General features: G+C 41.5%; 19 protein-coding genes. 16 read left to right on the top strand and 3 right to left on the bottom strand.

What is annotated here, in order from left to right:
• The first annotated feature begins 16 nt into the window (after window positions 1-16).
• The 8 genes from AC5YCD_RS04370 to rdgB all read left to right on the top strand — a co-directional run bounded on the left by AC5YCD_RS04370 (window position 17) and on the right by rdgB (window position 10,700).
• Complete coding sequence (locus AC5YCD_RS04370) at window positions 17-2,200, top strand: TonB-dependent receptor domain-containing protein (protein ID WP_496128862.1); 2,184 nt, start codon at window positions 17-19, stop codon at window positions 2,198-2,200.
• 251 nt (window positions 2,201-2,451) lie between these two features.
• On the top strand, window positions 2,452-4,677 hold the full coding sequence (locus tag AC5YCD_RS04365; protein ID WP_496128861.1) for a TonB-dependent receptor: 2,226 nt from the start codon (window positions 2,452-2,454) through the stop codon (window positions 4,675-4,677).
• An 82-nt stretch (window positions 4,678-4,759) separates the two neighbouring features.
• Entirely contained in the window at window positions 4,760-5,443 is a 684-nt protein-coding gene (locus tag AC5YCD_RS04360) for a Fe2+-dependent dioxygenase (protein ID WP_496128860.1), read from the top strand.
• Between the two features lie 427 nt (window positions 5,444-5,870).
• Window positions 5,871-7,568 carry a 2-isopropylmalate synthase gene (gene leuA, locus AC5YCD_RS04355; RefSeq protein ID WP_496128859.1) on the top strand — a complete coding sequence of 566 codons (1,698 nt, stop codon included), beginning with the start codon at window positions 5,871-5,873 and terminating at the stop codon, window positions 7,566-7,568.
• 87 nt (window positions 7,569-7,655) lie between these two features.
• Window positions 7,656-8,813, top strand: coding sequence for a homoserine O-succinyltransferase MetX (metX, locus tag AC5YCD_RS04350; RefSeq protein ID WP_496128858.1), 1,158 nt, complete (start codon window positions 7,656-7,658; stop codon window positions 8,811-8,813).
• Complete coding sequence (gene metW / locus AC5YCD_RS04345) at window positions 8,813-9,406, top strand: methionine biosynthesis protein MetW (protein ID WP_122899985.1); 594 nt, start codon at window positions 8,813-8,815, stop codon at window positions 9,404-9,406. The genes metX and metW overlap by 1 nt, the downstream gene beginning before the upstream one ends.
• Window positions 9,403-9,990 carry a tetratricopeptide repeat protein gene (locus AC5YCD_RS04340; protein WP_496128857.1) on the top strand — a complete coding sequence of 196 codons (588 nt, stop codon included), beginning with the start codon at window positions 9,403-9,405 and terminating at the stop codon, window positions 9,988-9,990. The genes metW and AC5YCD_RS04340 overlap by 4 nt, the downstream gene beginning before the upstream one ends.
• An 83-nt stretch (window positions 9,991-10,073) precedes the next feature.
• Window positions 10,074-10,700, top strand: a complete 627-nt coding sequence (gene rdgB, locus AC5YCD_RS04335) for an RdgB/HAM1 family non-canonical purine NTP pyrophosphatase (protein WP_496128856.1) — start codon at window positions 10,074-10,076, stop codon at window positions 10,698-10,700.
• A 28-nt stretch (window positions 10,701-10,728) separates the two neighbouring features.
• Here rdgB and AC5YCD_RS04330 read toward each other — a convergent pair whose 3' ends face one another.
• Window positions 10,729-11,610 carry an AEC family transporter gene (locus AC5YCD_RS04330; RefSeq protein ID WP_496128855.1) on the bottom strand — a complete coding sequence of 294 codons (882 nt, stop codon included), beginning with the start codon at window positions 11,608-11,610 and terminating at the stop codon, window positions 10,729-10,731.
• A 149-nt stretch (window positions 11,611-11,759) separates the two neighbouring features.
• Between AC5YCD_RS04330 and AC5YCD_RS04325 the strand changes: the two genes are divergently transcribed.
• The 4 genes from AC5YCD_RS04325 to AC5YCD_RS04310 all read left to right on the top strand — a co-directional run bounded on the left by AC5YCD_RS04325 (window position 11,760) and on the right by AC5YCD_RS04310 (window position 15,493).
• On the top strand, window positions 11,760-11,978 hold the full coding sequence (locus AC5YCD_RS04325; RefSeq protein ID WP_496128854.1) for a Sec-independent protein translocase subunit TatA: 219 nt from the start codon (window positions 11,760-11,762) through the stop codon (window positions 11,976-11,978).
• 15 nt (window positions 11,979-11,993) lie between these two features.
• Window positions 11,994-12,389: a Sec-independent protein translocase protein TatB gene (gene tatB / locus AC5YCD_RS04320; protein ID WP_496128853.1), complete on the top strand. Its 396-nt coding sequence runs from the start codon at window positions 11,994-11,996 to the stop codon at window positions 12,387-12,389.
• The gene (gene tatC / locus AC5YCD_RS04315) at window positions 12,386-13,132 is read left to right on the top strand and encodes a twin-arginine translocase subunit TatC (RefSeq protein WP_496128852.1); all 747 of its coding nucleotides are present in this window, start codon (window positions 12,386-12,388) and stop codon (window positions 13,130-13,132) included. The genes tatB and tatC overlap by 4 nt, the downstream gene beginning before the upstream one ends.
• Before the next feature lie 147 nt (window positions 13,133-13,279).
• The gene (locus tag AC5YCD_RS04310) at window positions 13,280-15,493 is read left to right on the top strand and encodes a PhoX family protein (protein WP_496128851.1); all 2,214 of its coding nucleotides are present in this window, start codon (window positions 13,280-13,282) and stop codon (window positions 15,491-15,493) included.
• 42 nt (window positions 15,494-15,535) lie between these two features.
• Here the strand turns inward: AC5YCD_RS04310 and AC5YCD_RS04305 are convergent, their stop codons facing one another.
• Complete coding sequence (locus AC5YCD_RS04305; RefSeq protein WP_496128850.1) at window positions 15,536-16,306, bottom strand: NRDE family protein; 771 nt, start codon at window positions 16,304-16,306, stop codon at window positions 15,536-15,538.
• A 90-nt stretch (window positions 16,307-16,396) separates the two neighbouring features.
• Between AC5YCD_RS04305 and lgt the strand changes: the two genes are divergently transcribed.
• The 3 genes from lgt (at window position 16,397) to AC5YCD_RS04290 (ending at window position 18,038) form a co-directional block, all read left to right on the top strand.
• Window positions 16,397-17,212 carry a prolipoprotein diacylglyceryl transferase gene (gene lgt / locus AC5YCD_RS04300; RefSeq protein ID WP_496128849.1) on the top strand — a complete coding sequence of 272 codons (816 nt, stop codon included), beginning with the start codon at window positions 16,397-16,399 and terminating at the stop codon, window positions 17,210-17,212.
• 89 nt (window positions 17,213-17,301) lie between these two features.
• Window positions 17,302-17,664: a hypothetical protein gene (locus AC5YCD_RS04295; RefSeq protein WP_496128848.1), complete on the top strand. Its 363-nt coding sequence runs from the start codon at window positions 17,302-17,304 to the stop codon at window positions 17,662-17,664.
• Between the two features lie 2 nt (window positions 17,665-17,666).
• Complete coding sequence (locus tag AC5YCD_RS04290) at window positions 17,667-18,038, top strand: hypothetical protein (protein WP_496128847.1); 372 nt, start codon at window positions 17,667-17,669, stop codon at window positions 18,036-18,038.
• Here the strand turns inward: AC5YCD_RS04290 and AC5YCD_RS04285 are convergent.
• On the bottom strand, window positions 18,035-18,538 hold the full coding sequence (locus AC5YCD_RS04285; RefSeq protein ID WP_496128846.1) for a CHAP domain-containing protein: 504 nt from the start codon (window positions 18,536-18,538) through the stop codon (window positions 18,035-18,037). The genes AC5YCD_RS04290 and AC5YCD_RS04285 overlap by 4 nt on opposite strands.
• A gap of 422 nt (window positions 18,539-18,960) precedes the next feature.
• Here AC5YCD_RS04285 and thyA point away from each other — a divergent pair, with 422 nt between their 5' ends.
• Window positions 18,961-19,803, top strand: a complete 843-nt coding sequence (thyA, locus tag AC5YCD_RS04280) for a thymidylate synthase (RefSeq protein WP_496128845.1) — start codon at window positions 18,961-18,963, stop codon at window positions 19,801-19,803.
• The last annotated feature ends 51 nt before the right edge of the window (window positions 19,804-19,854 follow it).

Genomic DNA, 19,854 nt, shown 5'->3' with positions numbered 1-19,854 from the left:
ATACGGAAATTCAGCTATGCGTCATTTCAATCTTCGCCCTCTTACATTCGCGATTCTTGGGATTATAGCAACACCAGTAGTAGCCAATACGGTACAGCCCACAACACAACAACTCGAAACCATTGTGGTCTCTGCTGCGGGGTATGAACAAAAAATTAAAGACGCTCCAGCTTCGATTACAGTCATTACTGCTAAACAATTAGAAGACAAGCGTATTACATCTATTGCAGATGCATTGGTCGATGTCGAAGGGGTAGATATTAGCCCTTCAGCGGGGAAAACAGGCGGCTTAAATATTCGTATTCGTGGTATGGATGCAGAATATACCTTAGTTTTAATTGATGGACGTCGCCAAAATAGTACAGGTGACATCACCCCAAATGGTTTTGGTGAGTCTAATAACAGTTTTATTCCTCCTATTTCAGCCATTGAACGTATTGAAGTGATTCGTGGTCCAGCGTCTACCCTTTACGGTTCAGATGCTATTGGTGGTGTAGTCAACATTATTACGAAAAAAGTTTCACCAGAATGGACAGGTTCAATTGGCTTAGAAGGCACAATTCAACCCAATTACTCCGATTTTGGTAATCAATATGCTGTAGATGGCTATATTACTGGCCCACTGATTCAAGATCGCTTGGGCTTACAATTACGTGCCCGCAAAGCAGAGCGTCAACAATCTGATGTCAAACGTAGCGATGATGAAAATAGCAATACCGAGTTAAGTCAAGGCCAGAACCCTACCAAGTCTGACCTAGAAACTTTAGGTGCTCGCTTAACGTATACCCCTAACGTTGACCATGATTTATCTGTTGAATATGAACAAACAGAGCAATGGTACGACAACAGCAAAGGCCAGTTGGGTACACTAGGTGCCAATGGTGGCTACGCAGCTGCACAAGAATATAATCGTGAAAAAATGATTTTGGCGCATACTTGGCGCAATAGCTTAGGGACACTTGAATCAAGTTTGATTAATACCGAGACTGAAACTTTAGGTCGTCTTATTCCTGCACGTGCCCAAGGCATGTCTGATGCGATTACGCCACGTCTGTTAGAAAGTGAAGATACCATCTTCGATACGAAATTTACCACGCAAGCACTTGCAGGTCACAACCTCACGATTGGTGGTCAATGGTGGGATGCCAGTATTCGTGACGGTTTACGTGTCAAAAAAGAAGTGAGCTTTGAACAACTTGGCTTATTTGCAGAAGATACTTGGGCAATTAATGATAACTTAGCGCTTACCCTAGGCTTACGTTATGACGATCATGATACCTTTGGAGAGTTCTGGACACCTCGCGCTTATTTAGTTTGGAATGCCAACGATAACTGGACGTTTAAAGGCGGTTATAGCGAAGGTTATAAAGCACCTCGTTTAGAACGTTTAACTGACGGTGTGGTCAATGTGGGTAGCCAAGGTCGTTCACCATCTTTTGGTAATCCGGACTTAAAACCTGAAACCAGTAAAAACTTAGAGCTCGGTACTTACTTTACCACTAACCATAATTTTGACTTTAATGTCACAGCGTTCTTTAGCCAAATTGAAGACAAAATTATGACAGGTAACGCGACTTTACGTTGTAATACCAATACCAATAAACAAGAGTGTGAGGACTTCATGGCCTCAATTGGCACACCTTGGATCATGGATTACAACCCAAATAATGGTCAGGCTGACTCATGGAATGTAACACGTCCAATTAATGCTGAGGAGGCTGAAGTTTATGGTGTTGAAACAGGTCTCAACTGGAACTTTGCTGAAAATTGGAAGTTAGGACTTAATTACACTTGGACACAAACCGAAATTAAAGATAAAGCACTGAATAATCCAGTATTAAACGATACACCTGAACATATTGCCAATGCATCGTTAAAGTGGCAGGTGGCTGACTTTGCTAACCTTTGGGCGCGTGGCGAATACCGTAGTGAACGTGCACGTTTTACCTCAAACTATGAGAATCTCACGGCAGCTAACCAAGCGGTCTATGATGCTTTAGGGGACTATAAAGCCTATACCCTACTACATATTGGTTCTAATTTTAATGTTAATGACCATTGGGACATTGGTGTAGCACTGTACAACGTCTTAGATAAAGACTTTAACGATTATGAGAAAGTAGGTTCAAGCTACTATAACCGTTACAGTAATACTCAAGAAGGTCGTCGCGTACAATTAAGTACAACATTTAAGTTCTAAGGTTTACAAAATCACAAAATTTTGAGCAACAAAGCAACTAGATTAAAAATCCCAATCAAAAACCCTGCTCATGCAGGGTTTTTCTATTTTTATTAAATACAAAGACTTATTTATATTTTGTTACATTATTACATTTAACTTGCCATTTTATCTTAATATGAGAATCGGCATTTCCAATTTTAGATTACTGTGAGAAATAACAAGAATTATTATTATTCGCAAACATAATATTTGCTTTTGCTGAGTAACACATGGCCTTTATCAAAAACCGTAAGAAAATTGTTTCATCGGCGCTGCTTTCTGTTATGGCCAGCGCAACCATGGCAGAAGACCTCGCCCTAGATACAATTCACACTCAAGCGGAGGCTGAATCTCAAGCAAGCTTCAAAGTGGATCAATCTAAAAATTCTAAATTTGTCGCTCCCCTACTCGACACCCCTAAATCTGTTGCAGTGATCTCAAAACAGCTCATGCAAGATACGCAAATCACTGCCCTTGCTGATGCGCTACGTACTGTACCTGGTATTACATTAGGTGCGGGTGAAGGCGGCAATCCAAATGGTGACCGTCCATTTATTCGTGGTTATAATTCTGAAAGCTCTATGTATGTCGATGGCGTGCGCAGTGCCACCTCACAAAACCGTGACATGTTTGCCGTTGAGCAAGTGGAAGTCACCAAAGGTTCTGCTTCAGCACTGGGCGGTGCAGGCACCACAGGTGGTAGCATCAACATGGTCTCTAAAGTTGCCAAAGCTGGCGATCATTTAGAAGGTTCCGTAGCTGGTGGTACAGATGCCTATGCCCGTGTCACATTGGATGCCAATAAAGATTTTGGCAATGGCATTGCAGCACGTGTGGCTGTACTCGGTCATCAAAATGAAAAAGCCGGTCAAGCTAATGGTGCCGAATATAAGCGTGCAGGTATTGCGCCAAGCATAAGTCTTGGTTTGGGTAGCCCAACACGTACAACTTTAAGTTATTACTACTTGAAATCCGATGATACGCCGGATTCTGGTGTGCCCTTTAATTACACTAAAAATCCAATTACAGGTAAAAATGGCACCTATGGTAAACCTGTAGCAGTGCCACAAGGGATTTACTACGGTTGGTTAGCGCGTGATTTCCAAAAACAAGAGAACCATATTGGTAGCTTAAAACTTGAACATGATCTCAACGATCAGTTCATGCTGAGCAATACTGCGGTATATAGCCGTTCTAAAAATGATTACATCTGGACACAGCCTGATGATTCAAAAGGTAATGTGGCGAATGGTCAAGTATGGCGTCGTGCTAACTCACGCATTACTGACACCACGACCTTTACCGACCAACTGGCACTAACAGGTAAATTCAAGACTGGTACATTCAGCCATAATTTCAATATGGGTGCTGAATACAGCAAACAAGAAACAGATAAAGGTAACTATAGCATCAGCTCAGCAAGTGGTTCAGCTATCGACACCAATGCTTGTAAATTGGGCTTAAGTGCTGCATCCAATGGTTGGTGTATCTCCTTATATACACCAAATTCACATGATGCCTTTAACGACATTATTACAGCTAATCGTGCAACAACCTATATCAACACCGATTCAAGCTCTGTTTACTTACTGGATAATATTGAAATTACCCCCCAATGGTTACTGGATTTAGGCGTGCGTTGGGATGAGTTTGACACCCGCGGTACTGTGACTGAACGTGGGTCGTCTACTCCAGTCAAAGTCAGCAATAAAGATGACTTTATTAACTATCAAATTGGTTTAACCTATAAGCCGGTTGAACAAGCTGCGATCTACACAAGCTTTGCGACGGCCTCAAATCCAGTCAGTGATTTTGGTGATGGTTCAGAAAGTATTTCTGTTGCAGCACAAAACTTAAAGCCTGAAGAAGTGCGTACTATGGAACTGGGGACCAAATGGGATCTATTTGATCGTCGTGCCAACCTCACAGCGGCAATCTTCCGTACAGAGAAAACCAATACCCGTGTAAGCGATGATGAAAGTATTAGCCGTAACATTGGTGAAACACGTGTTGATGGTGTGGAACTTGGTATCAATGGCAATATTACTGATGCTTGGGCTGTATCTGCGGGCTATACCTATTTGGATGCGGAAATTATTGATGGCGGCTATGTATCAGGTTCACCGACTGGTTCTGTAAACGGCAATCAAACGCCAACAACTCCTAAACACAGTGCAACGCTTTGGACTACCTATGACTTCACTTCACAGTTCACGCTAGGTGCAGGTGCAACTTATATGGACAAAGTCTATGCCGATAACACCAACTACCGCTGGGCACCAGCCTATACACGTTTTGATGCCATGGCACGCTACAATGTAAATCAAAATGTCGATTTACAGTTAAATCTTAACAACTTATCGGACAAACGTTACTTCACCAAACTCAGCTCACCACATTACAGCACTGAAGCTGAAGGTCGTAACGCAGTATTATCATTAAACTTTAAATATTAATATGTGATCCATCACATCGCCTCTTTTATGAAGCGATGTGATTTGTAATTCATAAACATTCAATGCTGCGTGGAACAATACTGTGCTACACCATATTCCAAACGTTTTAACCAAACAACAAGTTCAATTTATCCGTCAAGAAATGGACAAAGTTGCATGGGTCAATGGCAAGGTTACTGCAGGCACTTTGTCAGCGACTGTTAAGCACAACCAACAACTTCCAGAAGATCATCCCCTCACCCAGCAGTTAAGTACGGTTATTTTAGAAGCACTTGGACAGCATACCTTATTTTTATCGGCTGCCCTGCCGCTGGATATTATTCCGCCCTTATTTAATCGCTATGAAAACAATGAAAGCTTCGGTTTTCATGTTGATAATGCCATTCGCCGTATTCGCGGCAGCCAACAACGCTTACGCACCGATTTATCTTGCACGCTGTTTTTAAGTGAGCCAGATGAATATGAAGGGGGTGACTTGGTGATTGAGGACAGCTATGGCTACCATGAGGTCAAACTCCCTGCGGGTGATTTAATTTTGTATCCAGCAAGCAGTTTGCATGAAGTTACACCAGTGACCCAAGGTTGCCGTACAGCGTCATTTTTTTGGCTACAAAGTATGATTCGTGATGATGCAAACCGCCACATGCTGTTTAACTTGGATCAAAGTATTCAAAGCCTACGTCTAGAACTGGGTGATCAACATGCTGAGGTCATGAAATTGACCAATCTTTATCATAACCTCATGCGTAAATGGGCTGAGATTTAATCCCTGTTTAAGTTAGCCATCTATTCAGACATATCATGCAACTTAAAGATTGACAAAAATGTTCGCTGTTATGGCAAAATGTTTAATAAAAATTAGCCTAAATTGCCATATCAAGAAAATCAACGCAGATAATATTTTGATCTATGAAAATTTTTACCAAAATTTAACTATTATCAGAAAAGCTTTTTTACCATACGACTAAAATCCATAGAAAAAGCAAAAACTTTTCGGTTTAACTGGATTAAACTTTAAGTTATAGATTTATAAGGTAGAAAAAAAGGTAAAGTTAAGTCGTAAAATTTATTCAGATTTTTTACGAAATCGCTTCAAACCTCCACCTTGTAAAACAGATTAATAGACACAATCTATATAGTAATGGTCAATGCACTTTAAGCAGTGTAATGATTTTTACACAAGGAGTTATCTCATGATGTTGGCTGATCCAAGTAAAAAATACCGTCGCATGTATCAACGTGTTGATCTACCTGACCGTCAATGGCCAAATAACGAAATTACAAAAGCGCCAATTTGGATGAGTACCGACCTACGTGACGGTAACCAAGCGATTTTTGAGCCAATGGATATTGAGAAAAAATTCAAAATGTTCCAGATGTTGGTAAAAATCGGCTTTAAACATATTGAAATTGGTTTTCCATCCGCTTCTCAAATTGACTTTGACTTCACGCGTAAATTAATTGAAGAAGGTCATATTCCAGATGACGTTTATATTGAAGTTTTAGTCCAAGCTCGTGACCATTTAATTCAACGTACTTTTGAATCATTGCAAGGTGCCAAACGTGCCATCGTACATATTTATAATTCAAACTCACCGACTTTCCGTGAAAAAGTTTTGAATGTAGATATTGCGGGTGCCAAGCAACTTGCGATTAATGCTGCAACGAAAGTCAAAGAATATGCCGCTAAACAACCTGAAACTGAGTTTGTTTTCCAATATTCACCAGAATGTTTCTCAGCCACTGAATTAGAAGTGGCTAAAGACGTCTGCGATGCTGTAACTGAAATCTGGGAAGCCAGTCCTGACAATAAAGTCATTTTAAACTTACCAGCTACTGTGGAAGTGTCTGGGCCTAACGTTTATGCCGACCAAGTCGAATGGATGCACCGTAATTTACAGCGTCGTGATGGCGTGATCATTTCGGTTCACTGCCATAACGACCGTGGCTGTGGTATTGCGGCTTCTGAGCTTGCGATTATGGCAGGTGCTGACCGTGTCGAAGGTTGTGTCTTTGGTAACGGTGAGCGTACTGGTAACGTTGATGTTGCAGCGATTGCGCTAAACATGTATACCCAAGGTGTGGCACCAAATCTTGATTTCTCAAATATTAATGAAATCATTGCCACCGTTGAAGAATGTACTGGTTTACCTGTACACCCACGTCACCCATATGCTGGTGATTTGGTCTTCACAGCCTTCTCTGGTTCACACCAAGATGCGATTAAAAAAGGCTTTGAGTTCCAAAAAGATCAGGAAATTTGGGATATGCCATATTTACCAATCGACCCTAAAGATTTAGGGCGTGACTATGACGCGGTGATTCGTGTCAATTCACAGTCTGGTAAAGGTGGTATTGCTTACTTGTTAGAATCAAATTACAACGTGACTTTGCCACGTCGTTTACAAATTGAATTCTCACAAGTGGTGCAACAAGTTGCCGATGACGAAGGCATTGAAGTCAGCGCACAACAAATTTGGGACTTGTTTAAAAAGACCTATGTGGCAACTAAAGATGCGCATTACTCGACCAAAAACTACAAGTTATCTGATGAAAATGGTAAGCAAGTCATTGAGCTTGATGTAGAGGTGCATGGTAAAGTGCAAAAACTTCGTGGTGAAGGCAATGGTCCAATTTCGGCTATCTTAAATGCACTTCAATTACCAATTGACGTCTTAAACTACGAAGAGCGTAGCATTAGTGCCGGTGCGCATGCGAAAGCCTTAGCGTTGATTGAGCTACAAGTACAAGGTACAGGTAAATCGGCATTTGGTGCGGGTGTACATGACAATATTGTCACTTCTTCAATTGAAGCAATTATTGCCTGCACCAACCGCTTAATTGAACAAGGCGTGTTAAGCACAGAGCAAGTGGTTGCTGCTGCAGTTTAACGCACAACAATAAAGCCCTTTATGCAAGGATACCCCAGTGGTATCCTTTTCTGCGTTTACTCTAAAGATTTAAGGCGAATTATTCCCGTGTCTTTCCCAGCTGACTCCGTGGGTATTGTTACCCCACAAAAGTTTTCCTTTGAAGAGCCGTTAGAGCTCGAATGTGGTCGAGTGTTACCACGTTTTGATTTAATGGTTGAAACTTACGGTACTTTAAATGCCGATCACTCCAATGCAATTTTGATCTGCCATGCTTTGTCTGGTCATCATCATGCTGCGGGTTATCATCATGAAGATGACAAAAAGCCGGGCTGGTGGGATGCATGTATTGGCCCAAACAAAGCCATTGATACCAATAAATTTTTTGTTGTGGCATTAAACAACATTGGCGGTTGTCATGGTTCTACTGGCCCAACTTCGCCAAACCCTGAAAATGACAATCGTCCTTATGGTCCAGATTTCCCATTGGTTACGGTACGTGACTGGGTCAAAACCCAAGCCATGTTGTCAGACCGTTTAGGGATTAGTAAATGGTACGCCTTAATTGGTGGTTCATTAGGTGGTATGCAAGCGCTGCAATGGACAGTCGATTATCCTGAGCGTATGCAAAAATGCGTGATTATTGCCAGCGCACCTAAACTTTCCGCACAAAATATTGCCTTTAACGAAGTGGCGCGTCAGTCGATTTTATCCGATCCAGATTTTCATGATGGTCGTTATCTCGAGAATGATAGCTATCCAAAACGTGGCTTAATTTTAGCGCGTATGGTGGGTCATATTACTTATCTATCTGAAGAAGCCATGAAGCAAAAATTTGGTCGTGACTTAAAGTCTGGCAAATTTATGTATGGTTTTGATGTTGAGTTCCAAGTCGAAAGCTATTTACGTTATCAAGGCGAGCAATTTAGCCGTAACTTTGATGCCAATACCTATTTAATTATGACGAAAGCTTTGGATTACTTTGATCCTGCGCGTGAATATGAGCAGTCTTTAGTCAAAGCCATGGCACAAACCAAATGTCAGTTCTTATTGGTGTCTTTCACTACGGATTGGCGTTTTACCCCTGCCCGCTCGCAAGAAATCGTCGATGCATTAATTAGTAACAATAAACCTGTCAGCTATTTAGACATTGATGCTGAACAAGGGCATGACTCATTCTTGTTCCCTATTCCTTTATATGTGAAATCGTTACGTGCCTTCTTAGGTGGCAAGGAACATCTTCAAGCAACCAAGGAGAGCGTGTAATGCGTATTGATCAACAACTTGCCGAAAAGTGGATTAAGCCGGGTTCGCGCGTTTTAGATTTGGGTTGTGGTGAAGGTGAATTGCTCGAACATATGAGCAAAAAACACAATATCCGCGCTTATGGACTGGAAATTGACCAAGAAAAGATTGCAATTGCGATTAGTCGCGGGTTAAATATTATCCAACAAGATCTAAATCTTGGCTTAAGTCGTTTCGCGGATCAATCTTTTGACTACGTGGTCATGGCTCAAGCATTACAAGCAGTGGATGCGCCAGACGTGTTATTACGCGATATGGTACGTGTGGGTAAACAAGCCATTATTACTTTTCCTAACTTTGCCCATTGGAAGACCCGTTCTTTCTTGGCACTAAAAGGTAAAATGCCTGTTTCTGATGCGCTACCGTATATGTGGTACAACACGCCCAACATTCATTTGTGTACTTTCCGTGATTTTGAAGCATTATGCGAAGAAAATAATATTCGAATCATTAATCGACTCGCCGTAAATGGGGATCAGCAAGGTAGTTTGCTGAGTAAACATATCCCGAACTTGTTTGGTGAAGTCGCAATTTATCGGGTGAGCGCTCTATGAAAAAAATATTAATTGGTGGTTTATTTTTGGGACTGTTTAGCCTGCAAGCCAATGCAGATTATGTTTCACCAAGCAACTCCATTTCCAATCAAGCGGCACGTTATTCAGTGATGGATGTGCAGAGCTTAAGTCAAGCCGCAAAATCAGGGCAAGCTGGTGCTCAGTTTTATTTAGGCACCAAATATGAATACGGTAAAGACGTTAAGCAAGATGAAAAGCAAGCTTTTGCTTGGTATAAACTTGCTGCCGATCAGGGTTTAACAGCGGCTCAGCTCAATGTCGGACGTATGCTGATTGATGGCAAAGGCACCTCTAAAAATGAAGCTTTAGGGCGTCAATATTTAGAAAAAGCCGCCAGCCGTGGCGATAATCGTGCCAGCTTTAACCTTGCCATGCTGGATGAGAAAAAACGTAACTTTATTGGTGCTTATCAATGGTATGAACTCTCTACCCGTGACGGCATGCTCGATAATAAAGTGATTAGCTTATCTGAAGGCAAAAAAACTGCTTTAGCAGCCAATTTAACTCAAGAGCAAATCCGCCAAGCACGTGACCGTGCTGACCGCTGGATTCAGGGTTTATAAACTAAAAGCACCTTCGGGTGCTTTTTTATTGCTTAGATAAAATCAGGTACACTAAAGCAAATTTTTATAACATGAGTTTTAGCATGTCCAATCAAGCATGGCTGTCACAAGGCACATTGGTTTTAGCCAGTAACAATAAAGGTAAAATTGCTGAATTTGAAAAAATATTTAGCGATTTAAATTTGCCTGTAGATGTAATCCCACAAGGTCAACTCAATATTGCAGATGCCATTGAAGACGGCTTAAGCTTTGTTGAAAATGCCATTATTAAAGCCCGTCATGCCGCACGTATTTCAGGTAAACCTGCGATTGCCGATGATTCAGGTTTGTGTGTACCCATTTTAGGCGGTGCGCCTGGTATTTATTCAGCGCGTTTTGCCGGTGAGCACGGTGATGATGCCGCCAACAATGCCAAGTTATTAGCCGACTTAAAACCATTACGCCAAGATGGGCAAGCAATTAATGGTATGTTTGTGTGCGTATTGGCTCTGGTTGAACATGCCGATGATCCTTTACCGCAAATTTTCCAAGGCATTTGGCACGGCGAAATTTTAGAACAAGCGCGTGGTGACAATGGTTTTGGTTATGACCCCTTGTTCTGGTTGCCGGAATTGGGGATTTCGAGTGCAGAAATGAGCAAAGATGAAAAGAACAAAATCAGCCATCGTGGTCAAGCCATGCAACTGTTACGTGCATCTTTAAGCCATTAAGACATGCGCTGCGTCTTCGGGCGCAGCTTTAATCTAAAATACTCAAACTATGCAGCACGATGCCGTAAAGACTAATAATGAAAGCACTGGCAATCGTGCCTGAGGCAATATATTTGGCTGAGTGCCCTGTACCCTGATAATGGGTTTCTAATGCCACAATATTGGCCGCTGGCGGTAGGCAAAAGAACATAAAAATGACCGCATAGGTTAAAGCCACATGTGGAATCGGTAACATAAAATAGGCTGCTATACAGATTACAGCTGCAAGCAACATGCGTATTAAAATCAAACCTAGACTTAAAACTAAATCACTGATTTGAATTTTGACCTTACTCAGCCACATACCAAGCACACACATACCCGCAAAGGTCACCAAAAATTTATTGGCTTGATAGACTAAATCAATTACGAATGTATGTTGATAAGCGCTTAAATCCCAAAAAGACAAAATCCCTGCAATGCTTAAGGCAATGACTGGCGGGGATTGCAGCACATTTTTCATGATAAAAGCTGGGCTTTGCTGAGTTTTACTGACTGCCATCACTGCGCAAATATTGCCAAACAACGAGCCGCCAATATACAGCGCCACAATGGTGTTGGTGGCTTCTTTACCAAAAAGTGCTAAGGCGAAAGGCAGGCCTAACCACGCTCCATTTAAATAACTTAAACACAGCGCCTGTAATTTATCTTTTTGCGTAAAATAAAAGAAAAGAAAGAAAATGATCGAGCTTACAAAACTTAAGCCAACTAGCCACATACTCCCCTGTTGATAAAACACCATGTTGTAAATAATCAGTATAGGAATCAACACCCGCGCTAGACTTGCGGCTAACCAAGGTCGCAGCGGTTTAAGCTGTTCTACAGCCAAATAGCCCATTAAAAATGCAAAAATCGGAACAATCAACGCCATCACACAACAGCTCAGAGCAAGCGATGGCTCATGCTAGCACACTCATTTAAGCTGACTTTGCAGGATTTTCTTCAAACTGCAATATAAACGTCACCGTGTTGTCATATAGAGCTGTTGAGATAAGCACAGAATAATTCGAGGGAAATCTTATGGCCGGCTTATCAATTTGGCATGTCCTTATTTTTGCAATTGTCGTGTTACTGCTGTTTGGTACATCAAAACTTAAAAACTTAGGTAAAGATGTGGGCGGTGCAGTCAAAGACTTTAAAAAATCTATTCGTGATGATGAGGCTACAGCTACTCAGCTGAACGAACCACGCACTTTAGAACACAACACTCAAAATTTAAATTCTACCCATAAACATTAATCTGGATGTCTTGTCATGCTCAATATTGGAATGGCGGAGTTGCTGCTATTCGGCATCATTGCATTATTGGTGCTAGGGCCAGATAAATTACCACAAGCTGCACGCTTTGCCGGTAAAAGTTACGCCAAAATTAAACGTTTAATTAGCAATGTACAAACCGACATTGATCGTGAATTACGCTTGTCTGAATTGCGTGAGCAAATGCAGCAAGAGATGCAAAAAATTCAAGAGCTTGAAGCCAAAATGCAAGCGCAAATGCAGACGATCGAACAACAAAAAGTTAACCTGATTGAGCCAGAACAAGCATCTCAGGTATCAAAGCAAGTGGCTTATGTACCTTGTCAAGAGCCAATGCTGCCTGCACCCATGCAATATAAAAAAGCACACAATGTTTATAAGGTGGCCGTATGACGACACACTCACAGCCGCTTGATGATGCTGAACAACTCCATGAGATGCCAATCACCAAGCATCTCATTGTGCTACGTCGGCATTTATTTAAAATTGTTGGCCTTTTATTGCTGCTATTTTTCTGCTTATTGCCATTTGCCAACGAAACCTATCAGTTTATGTCTGAGCCATTACGTGCTCAAATGCCAAGCACCTCATCGATGATTGCCACCGATGTGACGGCAACTTTTATGGCACCCTTTAAGCTGAATTTTTTTGTCGCATTGATGTTGGCCATGCCATTTATCATCTATCAGTTGTGGGATTTTGTACGACCTGCACTGTATGCCAAGGAAAAACGCTTAGCTCTACCTTTACTGATCAGTAGTATTGTGCTGTTTTATAGTGGTATTGCTTTTGCTTACTTTGTTGCATTGCCTTCAATCTTACATTTTTTTATGAGTGTTGCACCTGAAACTGTAGCACCAATGACCGATATTAATAGTTACCTCAGTTTCTGCTTAAAACTGTTTTTAGTTTTTGGTCTTACCTTTGAAATTCCCATTATTACTTTGGTACTGATTTTAATTGGGGTGGTGACCACAGAGCAGTTGGCAGCTAATCGGCGCTTTATTATTGTGGGATGTTTCTTTGTGGCCATGTTCGTCACACCGCCCGACGCCCTGTCTATGATTATGCTTGCCGTACCGATGTGGCTGCTGTTTGAGCTTGGCTTAATGGCAGGTAAGTTCCTAGAAAAATAAATACTTAACTTAAATGAGAGCAGCTTGGTCTGCTCTTTTTTTATGTCATCAGATTGCAATACATTGTTCAACGGATTGTCATATTAGCACTTTAAGGTGTTGCTCAACCATTCCAATACCGACGCACTAAATCGCTAGGAAAATAACATGTCTGAACAAATGCCTTTTAATGATGATTATGACAGCAACACTTCGGGGAACGCTGAATTTTTAGATCTCTTTAATAAAAGTATGAGCCGCCGTGAACTCATCACAAAAACAGCAGGTGGTGCTGTTGCTATTACCTTAGCCACCACATTAACAGGCTGTAGCGATGACAATGATTCATCGGCAATTGTAGATGATTCTGTATTTGATGAAAGTAAGCTACCATCATCCTTAAATTTTAAAGCGGTAGATAAAAACACCCTAAATGCGTTTAGCGTACCTGAAGGCTATGAAGCACGTGTACTGTATGCTATGGGTGATCCAATTGCGCCAAACCTAGATGAATGGGATGACAATAATGTGCCATCTGGTGCGTCATTTACCAAACGTTCAGGTGAATGCCATGATGGCATGACCTTCTTTGGCATGAAAAATAGCCGTTATGATGCCAATGAATCGACTGAAGGTTTATTGGTGATGAATCATGAATATATTAATAACGCACGTTTCCTACACTCAGAAAACAATACAGTAGGTAAAGCGATCCGTAGTGAAGATGAAGCAATACGTGAAATTAACGCACATGGTGTATCGATCGTACACGTTGTGAAAAATCCGACGACACAAATTGTTGAAATTAATCGTAATTCACCATTTAACCGTCGTATCACTGCTGCAACACCAATTGATTTTTCAGGTCCGGTAAAAGGCAGTGACTTAGTTAAAACCGCGACAAGTCCAGAAGGTCACTTCTCTTTAGGTACCATTAACAACTGTGGTAATGGCTATACACCGTGGGGCACCTACCTCACCACAGAAGAGAACTTTAACCAATATTTCTCACGTGAAGACACCGAGCGTAGCGCTCAGGAAATTGTTTCTTTAAATCGTTACAAAATTCCAGCGAAAAGCAGCTATGCATGGCATACCGTTGAAAATCGTGTTGCCGATGAAGAATACCAATACGACCGTTGGTTAACACGTAAAGAAATTGATTTAACGGCAGCAGAAGATTTCCGTAACTCGACCAATACTTTTGGTTGGATTGTAGAAATTGATCCATTTGCAGCCAATGAGCGTCCTGTAAAACGTACTGCACTCGGTCGTTTTGCACATGAAGATTGCCGTGCGAGCCGTGCGATCTCTGGTCAAAACCTTGCATTTTATATGGGTGACGACTCAACAGGCGAATATATCTACAAGTTCGTTTCAGACCAAAAATGGGATGCTAAAGATGTCAACGGCGGCTATGCTGCAGGTGACAAATACATGGATAATGGTAAGTTATATGTCGCAAAATTTGACTTCAATGAAGCGACACAAACTGCTACAGGTGAGTGGATTGAACTTTCAATCAATAACCCACTGATTGCAAACTATGACAAATATCGTTTTGCTGACCAAGCCGATGTACTTGTGAATTCACGTTTGGCAGGTGATGCTGTCGGCGCGACCAAAATGGATCGTCCTGAATGGGTCGCAGTCAATCCAAAAAATGGTGAAGTTTATGTGACCTTAACCAACAACGGTAGCCGTGGTCATAGCTATGGTACTGATGCTGCTAACCCACGTAACTATTTTGACAACGACAGTGGCTCAACTTCTTTACGCGGCAATATTAACGGTCACATTATTCGTTTACGCGAAAATGGCGATACAACCACAGCATTAAACTTTGTATGGGATATTTTCTTATTTGGTGCTGAAGCTGACTCACTGAGCAATGTCAACTTATCAGGTTTAACGGATGCCAATGACTTTTCAAGCCCAGATGGCATGTGGTTTGACCCACGCGGCGTGCTTTGGATTCAAACCGATGATGGCGCTTATACCAATGAAACCAACTGTATGATGCTAGCAGCCCTACCAGGTCAAGTTGGGGATGGACAAATTGCGCAAGCAAAATCAGGTGATAATACGCAATTAACTCCAGCTGGTGCAGTTTTGGATGACTCAAAACTACGTCGCTTCTTAACAGGTCCAAGCGGCTGTGAAATCACAGGTGTGACCATGACGCCTGACTACAAAGCAATCTTTGTTAACGTGCAACATCCGGGCGGCACGTGGCCAAATAATCACCCTGCTGAGTTAAATTTAAGTCGTGGTCGCGGTACACGCCCACGTTCAGCAACAGTGGTTATTACCCGTAAAGACGGTGGTTTAATTGCAGGTGAAGGCTTAGAACAGCCTCAAGCTGCAGCACAACCAGCTTAGTCAGTCACTTAAAAAAGATCCCTCAACATGAGGGATCTTTTTTTATATTAAGGCTTGTTGAATGTTCTTGATGTGCCCTATACCGTCACCGTGTTGAGTTTTCTCGCTCCAATGCCAAGTCTGATCTTTTAAACGTAAAAAATTAGAACAGCGTGTCCCGTAGTTTGGACTTTGAATAAAAGTGGATGAAAGTAATACTTCCATTTCCAAAGACAACCCCGTTTCTGGCAGTAATTCTGGTAACACTTGGCGCTGATCTTCTAAAATATCCCAGACCGCAGACTCTATCCCTGTTTGCTGCTGTTGTAACAACGGTAACAGCTCTTGGGTAAAACGTTTACGCAAATGACGGGTCTTTTCCCAAGGTTCATACATCAGACCATTAGAGACCACATATACACCATTTGGTAAAATTTGCGGTGCTTCACCACGGTTACTCATATACACCGCCTGATGCTGATCACCACAGATCAAGTTAAAGCCAGCATAATCACATTGCTTAGTTTCAAGCTGCTGAGCAAAACGAATAGGTGCTAAATCTGAATTTAAAAAATCATTGACCAAATGCCCACGTGAAGTCGGGTAACTTTTTTGATCATGTGCATTTCTAAAATTGGTCAGTACGGCCCAACGGCCTGTTTTGCTCACCCCCATCCAAGTACCGCCTTGTTGTAGATCACGTCCGGCAATCACCTCCTGATCTGGCCAGCTATTTAGAGTTTGGCTTGGCCGTGCATAAAACTCATCACGATTCGAAATCAGGCATAGGGGGGTATCATCAAGCACCTGCCATGCTAAAGCTACGATACACATTCAATACTCTCCAATCTTTACACATTGAATGTACAACATTTTTCCAGACTTTCGGCTAGAATCTAACGAAAACAATATCAAGGAATTTACATGCTGACCTATCCAAATATTGACCCAGTTGCCATCGCAATTGGGCCATTACAAGTACATTGGTACGGACTAATGTATTTATTGGCGTTCTTATTTGCTTGGGGGCTGGCGACCTATCGTGCTAAACAACGTCAAGGTTGGACAGCAGATATGGTCTCTGATTTAATTTTTTATGGTGCACTGGGTGTCGTGCTCGGTGGTCGTGTCGGCTACGTGTTTTTTTACGGCTTTGAGCAGTTTTTGGCAGACCCACTGTGGTTATTCCAAGTTTGGACCGGTGGCATGAGCTTCCACGGCGGTTTCTTGGGTGTGGTCTTGGCCATGTTACTGTGGTGTAAAAAATACAAGATGTCGTGGTTTCAAACCTTGGACTTTATTGCTCCATGTGTACCCACAGGTTTAATGTTTGGCCGCATTGGTAATTTTATTGGTGGCGAACTCTATGGCCGTGCCGTAAATAATCCAGACTTTCCTTTAGGTATGGTATTCCCTACAGATCCCTTACAGTTGGTGCGTCATCCCTCACAGCTTTATCAAGCACTGGCTGAAGGCTTAATTTTATTTATTTTACTGTGGTGGTTTAGTTCTAAACCGCGCCCGCGTATGGCAGTGTCTGCGTTATTTTTAATGGGGTATGGTTTAGCACGCTTTATCATGGAATTCTTCCGTGAACCTGATAACAGCCAATTATTTATTGCTTGGATGAGTAAAGGCCAAGCCCTGAGCCTACCTATGATTCTGGTGGGAATTTGGATGATGTGGTACGCCTATAAGAACAACGTCTATGATTGGGGGCCAAAACGAGCTAACCAGTAGCCCTTCAAGATTAAAAGGTGAAGCAATGACTTCACCTTTTTTATGCCAATTTGCTACATTAAACTCCCGTTTATTGCTTTAGGCCAGTTATGCTTGAGTTTTGGTTTGATCCGCGTGTGCCTGTTGGGCGTAAATTTATTTTATTGGCTGTTTTAGCCTTGGTGACTGCCGGATTGTATCTGCTAGCCCCATTAGACTTCAGTGCAATTTTATTGTTTGTAGCCACAGGCTTAGTATTTTTAATTTGTCGCTATTGCAAAATACACTTGAGCAAAACACCGGATTTACTCGCGCGCCTCTTGCATTGGATTCCGATTGCCTTATTAATGGCCCTCATTTTTATGCAGTTTAAACACGGCGATATTTTGATTTTAGGTGCACAAGGGATTGGCTTTATGGCTTTAGCAGTTTGTGTGTTTTCACCTTTTTCTTTATTAAAAGCACAGGATTAAACATGCTCGATTTTTGGTATTCGGATCAATGTCATCGACAGATCAAGCTAGGCCTTTGTGTCGCGGTATGTTTGGTGATTTATATGTGCGCTAAAGTGGCTGAACTGAGCCTTGTGTTGAGCTTAATGAGTTTAGGCTTAGGTGCCTTGCTGCATCTATTCAGACAATTGAAGTTAACGCTTCAACAAAAAGGACGCTATAACGCAGGCTTTGATGCCCTATTTTTTATTTTGCCACTCGTTTATTGGCTGATGCTCATGTTTTTATTACCCACACAACATTTTTGGGCGCTGATGCTACAAGCCATTGGCTTTAGTGTGCTTGGCTTGTTTGTGGTGTCCATTTACAGCCATCGCGCCCGACGTTTCGATTAAAACGCTAAACGGTAATATTCATATTTCACGTTTTGGTTTTTATACACTGCATGGCTACGTTGTTTAAAATCAGACACCCAAGCCGAACCAGAATAAGCTGCAATATGGCCATAACGGTTTTTGGCAGTACGGTCGATAATATAAATATCGCCTTTTTGCGGCTGATCAAAAGACAAGTTAATTTTGCGATAACCAATCTTAGTTAAAGTCGAACCCCAATCAGCAGCTGCAACAGGATGACTTTGGAAACGTGCACCTGCCGCTTGTAGTGCTAAACGCACACTACGTGCACATTTTTGCGTACTGGTTTGACGGGTAATACCTTTCAAAAAACTGGTCATTTTATTGATATCAATACGCTGACCATTAAAGCTATAGACATTCTTTTCCGGCTTTGCAATTGACTTTGGGGGAGTTTGACCAGCCTGCGAACGAATTACAATATTGGCTTGGACAGGAGCATGCACTTCACTCATGTTGACGCTTTGATCATAAACCATTCTACAGACACCTTCCTAAGCTAAATTGAGCTTACACAAATTTTGGAGCTGGCATGTTAACCATGTTTATTCATTTTTTCATATTATAAAATGTAAGAAAAGGTTAAAAAATCAGCTAAAACTCTCCACATTTATTTAAAAAATATTATTAATCATTGAATTAAAACTTAAAGATATGAACTGAATATTTTTTGTATGTAGCAAAAGGTAAACAATTAATCGTTTTTTTATCTTAATTAATCGTTAAAACAAATTAGCATTCAGAATTGAGCGATCTAGCCTGCTCAAGCCACCTACATGCTGAAAGCCATTTGCATGTAGGCGGCTTATCTGTATCATTAGCTGATTCCTATTTTTATTTTATTGCATCGCTATTTTAACTCCCCCTGAAATAGCATGAATAAACATTAGCCGAGAGTTCTATGCGTCAATATTTAGACCTTTTACAACATATCCTCGACAATGGTGGTGATAAGGGCGACCGTACAGGCACAGGAACACGTTCTGTATTTGGTCATCAAATGCGCTTTGATCTCGCTAAAGGTTTTCCTTTATTGACCACTAAAAAAGTTCATTTCCGTTCTATTGTGATTGAACTGTTGTGGTTTTTAAAAGGCGACACCAATGTTCAATATTTAAAAGACAATAAAGTGAGTATTTGGGATGAATGGTCAACAGCAGAACAAACTGCACGTTTTGGCCGTCCTGAAGGTGAGCTTGGCCCAGTCTATGGTCATCAATGGCGTAACTTTGGTGCCACTAAAAATAGCGACAACAGCTATAATCAAGATGGTTTTGACCAAATCAAATGGCTTATTAATGAAATTAAGACCAATCCAAATTCGCGTCGTTTGATTGTGTCTGGCTGGAATCCTAATGAAGCTGGACAAGTGGCACTGCCACCTTGTCATACCTTGTTCCAATTCTTTGTCCATAATGGCAAATTGTCGTGTCAGCTGTATCAACGTAGTGCCGATGTGTTCTTAGGCGTGCCGTTTAATATTGCTAGCTATGCCCTGCTGACCCATATGATCGCGCAAGTCTGTGATTTAGATGTAGGTGATTTTGTTTGGACAGGTGGCGATACGCATTTATATACCAACCATTTTGAACAAGCACAATTACAGCTCACACGCGAACCAATGGGTCTGTGTCAACTTAAACTTAATCCTGAAATTAAAGATCTGTTTGAGTTTAAGTTTGAAGATATTGAAATTGTGGGTTATGAATCGCATCCGGGTATTAAAGCGCCTGTTGCAGTCTAAGACTTAAACGCGCTAGCTTATAAATCCCTCAATTGTTGAGGGATTTATTCT

It is taken from the genome of Acinetobacter sp. CY05 (genome assembly GCF_059515805.1).
This window is presented reverse-complemented; position numbering and strand designations above follow the sequence as displayed.